6 protein-coding genes and 1 pseudogene are annotated in these 6,971 nt (G+C 67.2%); 3 read left to right on the forward strand and 4 right to left on the reverse strand.

Annotation, left to right across the window (positions count from 1 at the left end; genetic code table 11):
* Positions 1-322 precede the first annotated feature (322 nt).
* Entirely contained in the window at positions 323-1,342 is a 1,020-nt protein-coding gene (locus A9975_RS21270; protein WP_183034539.1) for a threonine/serine dehydratase, read from the forward strand.
* Positions 1,343-1,353: 11 nt separating this feature from the next.
* On the opposite strand, the gene A9975_RS21275 is transcribed toward A9975_RS21270, so the two are convergent.
* Positions 1,354-1,743, reverse strand: coding sequence for a helix-turn-helix domain-containing protein (locus tag A9975_RS21275; protein WP_183034540.1), 390 nt, complete (start codon positions 1,741-1,743; stop codon positions 1,354-1,356).
* A gap of 424 nt (positions 1,744-2,167) precedes the next feature.
* Between A9975_RS21275 and A9975_RS21280 the strand changes: the two genes are divergently transcribed.
* The gene (locus A9975_RS21280; RefSeq protein WP_183034541.1) at positions 2,168-2,932 is read left to right on the forward strand and encodes a hypothetical protein; all 765 of its coding nucleotides are present in this window, start codon (positions 2,168-2,170) and stop codon (positions 2,930-2,932) included.
* A 33-nt stretch (positions 2,933-2,965) separates the two neighbouring features.
* Here A9975_RS21280 and A9975_RS21285 read toward each other — a convergent pair whose 3' ends face one another.
* The gene (locus A9975_RS21285; protein ID WP_183034542.1) at positions 2,966-3,658 is read right to left on the reverse strand and encodes a glutathione binding-like protein; all 693 of its coding nucleotides are present in this window, start codon (positions 3,656-3,658) and stop codon (positions 2,966-2,968) included.
* Positions 3,659-3,846: 188 nt separating this feature from the next.
* Positions 3,847-5,109 (reverse strand): acyl-CoA dehydrogenase family protein, encoded by a 1,263-nt coding sequence (locus A9975_RS21290; RefSeq protein WP_183034543.1) that lies wholly within the window; start codon positions 5,107-5,109, stop codon positions 3,847-3,849.
* Between the two features lie 192 nt (positions 5,110-5,301).
* Here A9975_RS21290 and A9975_RS21295 point away from each other — a divergent pair, with 192 nt between their 5' ends.
* Positions 5,302-6,237 (forward strand): LysR family transcriptional regulator, encoded by a 936-nt coding sequence (locus A9975_RS21295; protein ID WP_174422885.1) that lies wholly within the window; start codon positions 5,302-5,304, stop codon positions 6,235-6,237.
* Positions 6,238-6,262: 25 nt separating this feature from the next.
* Here A9975_RS21295 and A9975_RS21300 read toward each other — a convergent pair.
* A pseudogene (locus tag A9975_RS21300) lies at positions 6,263-6,971 on the reverse strand (hypothetical protein); the annotation flags it as partial.

Genomic DNA, 6,971 nt, shown 5'->3' on the forward strand with positions numbered 1-6,971 from the left:
CTCGCATTCCACGCATGCCGCCATCACGCCGCGGCTTGTGGCATACTTTGCGATCCATGACGTTCCATTCACTCGCCCCTTCCTCGCTGTGCCGTACCACCGATACCGGTGGCGCTGCTGCATGCGTGGGTGCCGAGTTGCCGGTCGGGGTTGCCTGCACGTCCGGCGCGTCGTCGATTTCCTTCTCGTTCTCCATTATTCGAATTATCCGGGGTCGCTGAGCTGCGGCTTTGGCTGGTGCTCGGTGGCCCGTGGTCCCTCCCTTGCCGTGCACGGCCATAGGGGCCTGCACGCGACCAACCGATTCGATGGAGAACACCCGATGTCCGATCTTTCCGACCTGCGCGCGCACGCCCGCTATCCCTTGCTGACCGAAATCCAGAGCACCGCGCGGCGCCTGCAAGGCAAGGTGCTGGAGACGCCCGTGTGGCGCTGGCAGACCGGGGCAGCCCTGCAACTCGATGCCGGCACGCAGGTCTGGCTCAAGCTGGAACTGTTCCAGATCACCGGCACCTTCAAGGTACGTGGCGCGCTCAACAGCATCGAGCATATGGATGCATCTGCGCGGGCGCGCGGTGTGGTGGCGGCCAGCGCCGGCAACCATGCCATGGCGGTGGCCTATGCGGCCAAGGTGGCCGGCGTCGGCGCCAAGCTGGCCATGCCGGCCACCGCCAGCCCCGCGCGCGTGGCGGCCTGCCGTGAGGCGGGTGCCGAGGTGCTGTTGCTGCCCGACGTGCATGCCGCCTTTGACCACGCGCTGCAGCTGGTGGCCGACGAAGGCCGCACCATGGTGCACCCCTACGACGGCCCGCTGATCGCGCAGGGCACCGCAACGGTCGGGCTTGAGCTGATGCGCCAGGTGGCCGGGCTGGATGCGGTGGTGGTGCCGGTGGGCGGTGGCGGCCTGTGCGGCGGTATCGCCGCGGCGGTCAAGCAGATCAATCCGGCTTGCCGGGTCTATGGGGTCGAGCCGGAAGGCGCCGATGCCATGAACCGCAGCTTCGAGGCCGGGCGGCCGCAAACGCTGGAGCGCGTCACGACGGTGGCCGACAGCCTGGGCGCGCCTTACGCGCTGGACTACAGCTACGGCGTGTGCCGCCAGTTTGTCGACGGCATGGTGCGCGTTTCCGACGAGGCGATACGCGCGGCCATGCGCATCCTCTATCGCGACATGAAGCTGGCCACGGAGCCGGCTACCGCGGTGTCCACTGCCGCGCTGCTGGGGCCCCTGCGCCAGACGCTGGCGGGCAAGAAGGTCGCGCTGATCGTGTGCGGGTCCAATCTCGACGCAGCGCGCTTTGCCGAATTGCTGGCAGTGGACGAGCCCGCCAGCGCCAGCTGAATCCGGCGCCGTCAGGCCTGTATGGCCCTGACGGCGATCGTGCGCGCCACCGATGCGATCACGTCCTGCTCTGCATCGGTCATCAAGGCCATGTGGCGCACCGTGACACGCTGTGCCGGCGTGATGTTGAACTCGGCGCAGCGTTGTTCCAGCACGAGCGCGCCGCCGCGGCCGCCGCTGTCGGCCTCGCTGAAGTTGAGCATCTCGCTGGCGTCCACGCCCAGCGTGCCGGCCAGCGCGCAGATATTGATCAGGGAGACATTGCGCACGCCGCGCTCGATACCGCTGAGGTAGGAGCGCGCCATGCCGCTTTCGAGCGCGAGCTTTTCCTGTGACCAGCCGCGCTGTTTGCGCAGCTCGGCAAGGTGCAGCCCGAAGAGCTTGAGGGGATCGGCGACCATGGCTCTGTACGTGATTGAGAACGGATCGAGGCTAAGGGTTTGACCTCTTTGTAGCGACGCCTTATAGTAGTACGCACTATAGGTCACTGGCCTGACACTCGTAGCAAATAGCCGCATGTAGCCGTGTAGCCGTGTAGCCGTGTATCCGCACGTCGGTATCCGCACGTCGTTGCGTGCCAGACGGAATGCGGCGCCAACACGTTGCCGACAACCTGCGGATGATGCCCGTCGGCGATGGGTAAAACCTTGTCCAAGTGTTACGAATGGGCTTTGCAGCGACAAGGAACGAGGCGCCCCGCCTCGGCATCTTGTCAAGGCGGCGAGGCACCAGGCCAAAAAAAGGATCACGACCTTGGTATAGGGGTACTCCAATCCCCGGGGAAGCGCGGCGCTGTATTTTTCCATTTCGTGGAGAGTGGGTGCCATGCGTATTTTTTCGTTGTTCGACGCGCAGATGCGCGGCGAAATCCTGCCAGGCGGAACCGCGTCGCAGTTGCGCGTGGGCCTGCAGGTGAGGGTGGTGCCGGAAGCTGCCGGCCTGGGCAGCAGTGGGGACTACATCTTTTTGCGGCAAGGCGCAATGCAGTCCGGCATTGTCACCACGCGCGCCGAGTGGTGGGCTTGCCTGCACGGCACGATCAAGCTGACCCCGGTAGGCGGCGAGCCGGTGCTGGTGTCGGTGGGTGGCGTGTATGCGCTGCGCCAGGCCGAGCGCGTGCATCTGGCGGTGCTGCAGGACACGGTATTGATGCGTGCGATCCTGGACCCGAATGCCGTCGGGCTGGTGGGAGCTGGCATGACCACCAGCTACGATGCCTTTGCGGTGGGCCAGGCGGATCTCTGGCAGGCCGATGGCGCACGGCACGGTGGGGCGGATGGCGCACCGCGCGCCAATGCGGCCTTTGTCTCGCTGGGCGAGGGCGAGCCTGAATGGGCGCTGCGCCTGCGCGCGGCCGGGCTGAACTGGGCGGCCTGCCATGCGGGCACGCTCTGCCTGCAGTGGCATTCGCCTTGGCCGCATATCGAGCGGCAGGTGGCGTACCTGCAGCCCGGCATGGTCTTCGCTCCGGATCCCGGTGAGGCGTACCGGATCGAGGCGCTGCATCCCGTGGCGAGCCTGTTGTGCTGCCTGCAGGCACCGGCGCGCGTGGCCGGCGCTGGCGAGATGCAGGTGGTTTCCCTGCATTGACCGCCGGGCGCCATGGCCGCGCCGGCGGGCCGCTCAGCGGCGCTGGTACTGCGTGGCGCCGAACAGGATTTCCCGTTCCTTGTCGCCGCTCAGCGGCTTGCGTTCCCGCGCCAGCAGCGCGACGCCGCGCTGCACGGCGGGCCGCTCGGCGATCTCAAGGAACCAGCGCTTGAGGTGCGGATAGTCGTCCAGCTCCACCCCCTGGTTCTGCCAGCTGCGCAGCCACGGGAAGGTGGCGATATCCGCCACGGAGTATTCGCTGCCGGCCAGCCAGGCGTGTTCCGACAATTGCTTGTCGATGACGCCGTACAAGCGCTTGGCCTCGTTGGTGTAGCGGTTGATGGCGTACTCGATCTGCTGTGGCGCATACATGCGGAAATGGTGCGCCTGGCCAAGCATCGGGCCGACGCCGCCCATCTGGAACATCAGCCATTGCAGCGCGTCGTACTTGCCGCGCACGTCCTCGGGCAGGAACTTGCCGGTCTTGCCGGCGAGGTAAAGCAGGATGGCGCCGGACTCGAACAGCGAGATGGGTTTGCCGTCCGGGCCATCGGGGTCGACGATGGCCGGGATCTTGTTGTTCGGGCTGATCTTGAGGAAGTCTTCGCCGAACTGGTCGCCGGCGCCAATATTGATGGGGTGGACCTTGTACGCGAGGCCGCACTCCTCGAGCATGATGTGGATTTTGTGGCCGTTGGGCGTGGGCCAGCTGTAGACGTCGATCATCGGGAAGGGCTCCTGGCTGCGATCGTGCAAACGGTGAATCGCCACATCAACCACTCGCGTGGCGAACCGCGCGATTTAAGCACAGAAGAAAAAAACGCGCAGACTGGCTGCGCGTTTTCCATGTTGCCAGCAGGGCCGGCGGTGAGGCCCGTCGTGGCCGGCTGTGGCGGCTTGCGGAACGTTGCGGCTCAGAAGCCGCGTGCCACCGGCATGCTGATGTCGTCCGAGCTCACGCCCATGTGCTTGGCCAGCTCCAGCTTGGCGATGGCGTTGCGGTGCACCTCGTCGGGGCCGTCGGCCAGGCGCAGGGTGCGCTGGTGCGCCCACCAGTTGGCCAGCGGGAATTCGTCCGAGACGCCAGCGGCGCCGTGTACCTGGATGGCCCAGTCGATTACCTTCAGCGCCATGTTGGGGGCGACGACCTTGATCATGGCGATCTCGGCCTTGGCCACCTTGTTGCCGGCGGTGTCCATCATGTAGGCGGCCTTGAGCGTCAGCAGGCGCGCCATTTCGATTTCGCAGCGGGCTTCGGCGATGCGCTCGCGCGTCACGCCCTGGGCGGCCACCGGCTTGCCGAAGGCGACGCGCGACAGGGCGCGCTTGCACAGCAGTTCCAGCGCGCGCTCGGCCACGCCGATGCTGCGCATGCAGTGGTGGATGCGGCCCGGGCCGAGGCGGCCCTGGGCGATCTCGAAGCCGCGGCCTTCGCCCAGCAGGATGTTGGCTGCCGGCACGCGCACATCCTTGAGCTCGATCTCCATGTGGCCGTGCGGCGCGTCGTCGTAGCCGAACACCGGCAGGAAGCGCTTGATGGTGATGCCTGCGGTGTCGGCCGGCACCACGATCATCGATTGCTGCTCATGGCGGCCAGCTTCCGGATCGGTCTTGCCCATCACGATATAGACTTCGCAACGGGGGTCGCCCGCGCCCGACGACCACCACTTGGTGCCGTTGATCACGTATTCGTCGCCATCGCGGCGGATGCTGCAGCAGATGTTGGTGGCGTCCGACGAAGCCACGGCCGGCTCGGTCATCAGGAAGGCCGAGCGGATCTCGCCGCGCAGCAGCGGCTCAAGCCACTTGTCCTTGAGTTCTTCCGACGCGTAGCGCTCCAGCGTCTCCATGTTGCCGGTGTCGGGCGCCGCGCAGTTGAAGACTTCGGCCGACCAGGGCACCCGGCCCATGATCTCGCACAGCGGTGCGTATTCCAGGTTGGACAGGCCTTCCGGGGCACGCTTGGAGTGGGGCAGGAACAGGTTCCACAGGCCGGCTTCGCGCGCCAGCGGCTTGAGTTCCTCGATCACCTTGGTCGGGACCCACGCGTTGCCGGCCTGGCGGTTGGCCTGGATCTCGGCGTAGAAGCGCTTCTCGTTCGGATAGATGTGCTTGTCGAAGAAGGCCAGCAGGCGAGCCTGCATTTCCTTGACCTTGGGGGTGTACTCGAATTGCATGTTGTCTCCTCCACCTCTGAATGAGGCCGGTATCGGTTGGGCCGCCGCGGGTTGCGGTGGGCCGTTTGCGGCACCGGCGGACGCGGTTTGCGCCGACTGGAGAGGACTGTACCGCAATCCAGGTAATTAGAAAAATGAATTTTCTGGATTTGCCAGTATCAATACCATGCATTCCATGCCAGAATGCCCGTCATGCAGCTATCCCGCATCGACCTGAATCTCTTCGTGGTGTTCGACGCTATCTATAGCGAAGGCAGCATCACGGCCGCCGCCCGCCAGCTTAACCTGACCCAGCCCGCGGTCAGCCACGCGCTGGGGCGCATGCGCCTCTTGTTTGACGACCCGCTATTCGAGCGGCGGGGGCAGGGCATGGCGCCCACGCCGCTGGCGCGCTCGCTGGCCGCCGAGGTGCGCACGGCCCTGCAATCCTTTGCCCGCACCTTGCAGGACACGCCGCATTTCGATCCGGCGGCCACGGTGCGCCGCTTCACCATCGGCATGCGCGATGCGCTGGAGTCCACCCTGCTGCCGCCCCTGATGGCACGCGTGACCGCGATGGCGCCGCAGGTGGAGATCGCGGCGATCCGCTTCGACCGGCGCGAGATGGAGTCGGAACTGCTGGCCGGCACGCTCGACGCCGCCATCGATATCCTGCTGCCGGTGTCGCCGGCCATCCATCACACGCCCTTCATGGCCGACCCGATGGTGGTGCTGGCCCGCCGCGACCATCCGCTCATGAAGAAGGAGCTGACGCTGGAGCGCTACCTGGCCGCCGAGCATGTGCATGTGTCGTCCCGCCGGCGCGGGGCCGGCCTGGAAGACCAGGCGCTGCACCGCATGGGCCTGACGCGCCGGGTGCGGTTGCGCTGCCAGCATTACGCCGCGGCCTGCCGGGTGGTGAGCTGCACCGACTTGCTGGCCACGCTGCCACTGCGCTACGCGCGCATCGCCAACGAGCCGTATGCCAACCGCCTGCTCTCGCTGCCCTTCAAGGTGCCTACGCTGGAACTGCACCTTTACTGGCATGCCGGCGGCGAGAACGATGGCGCCAATCGCTGGCTGCGCGAGCAGTTGCTGGCGGTAATCAACTCGCTCGGTGGTGGCGTGGGCGAGGTGGCGCAGGACTGAGCGCGTCCAGCTTCGTCCCCTGTGCCTACCAGGGTGCGCTGTCGGCCTGGCGCTCGATGCGCACGGTGGCTGGCGGCAACGTGCTGTCGGCCTGCACCGCATAGGGCAGCGGCGGCCGGTATTGCGCCGGCACCGCCTGCCATAGCCGCTCGACCCACGCCCTGACCTCGGGGCTGGCCGGCGCCGACGCCGTGACACGCAGCGCCAGCTGCGCCCCGGCGGCGGGCTCCGCCCCTGTCGGGGCGGACAGCAAGCGCTCCACGGCTAGCTGAGGTTCTTCCCGCAAGCTCATCGTCAACGTTCCCGCTCTTTGCGTGCGTGCGGCAGGCGCGGGTGCGCGTGCCGCATCGGCCTGCTGCGATGGGCCGGCACGCAGCGCCAACCTGGGTGCATCGATGGTTGGCGCTGGCGCTGGTGGGGCGATGGGGGCTGGCGGCGCAATGGCCGCCATCGGCGCGATCGGCGCCATGGATGCCATGGGTGCCGGGGCACGTACCGCTGCCGCTGCGGCGGGAGGCGCTCCGGCAGAGAGCGAGCCTGCCATGCCTGCTGCGTTTTCCCTGGGTTCAGGTGCACGCTGTTCCGCTAGCCGGTCCGGCTCGCGTGGCGCGGCCTTGGCCTGTGCCTCGGCGGGCGGCGGGCGCACGGGCTGCGCGTTCGCCGTGGCGGGCGGGCTGGCCGGTACAGGCGCAGGCTGTGCGGCTTGAGTGGCTTGAGCGGCGGGCGGAGGCACT

Source organism: Cupriavidus sp. UME77 (genome assembly GCF_014170355.1).
In the GTDB taxonomy this organism is placed as follows: Bacteria; Pseudomonadota; Gammaproteobacteria; order Burkholderiales; family Burkholderiaceae; genus Cupriavidus; species Cupriavidus basilensis.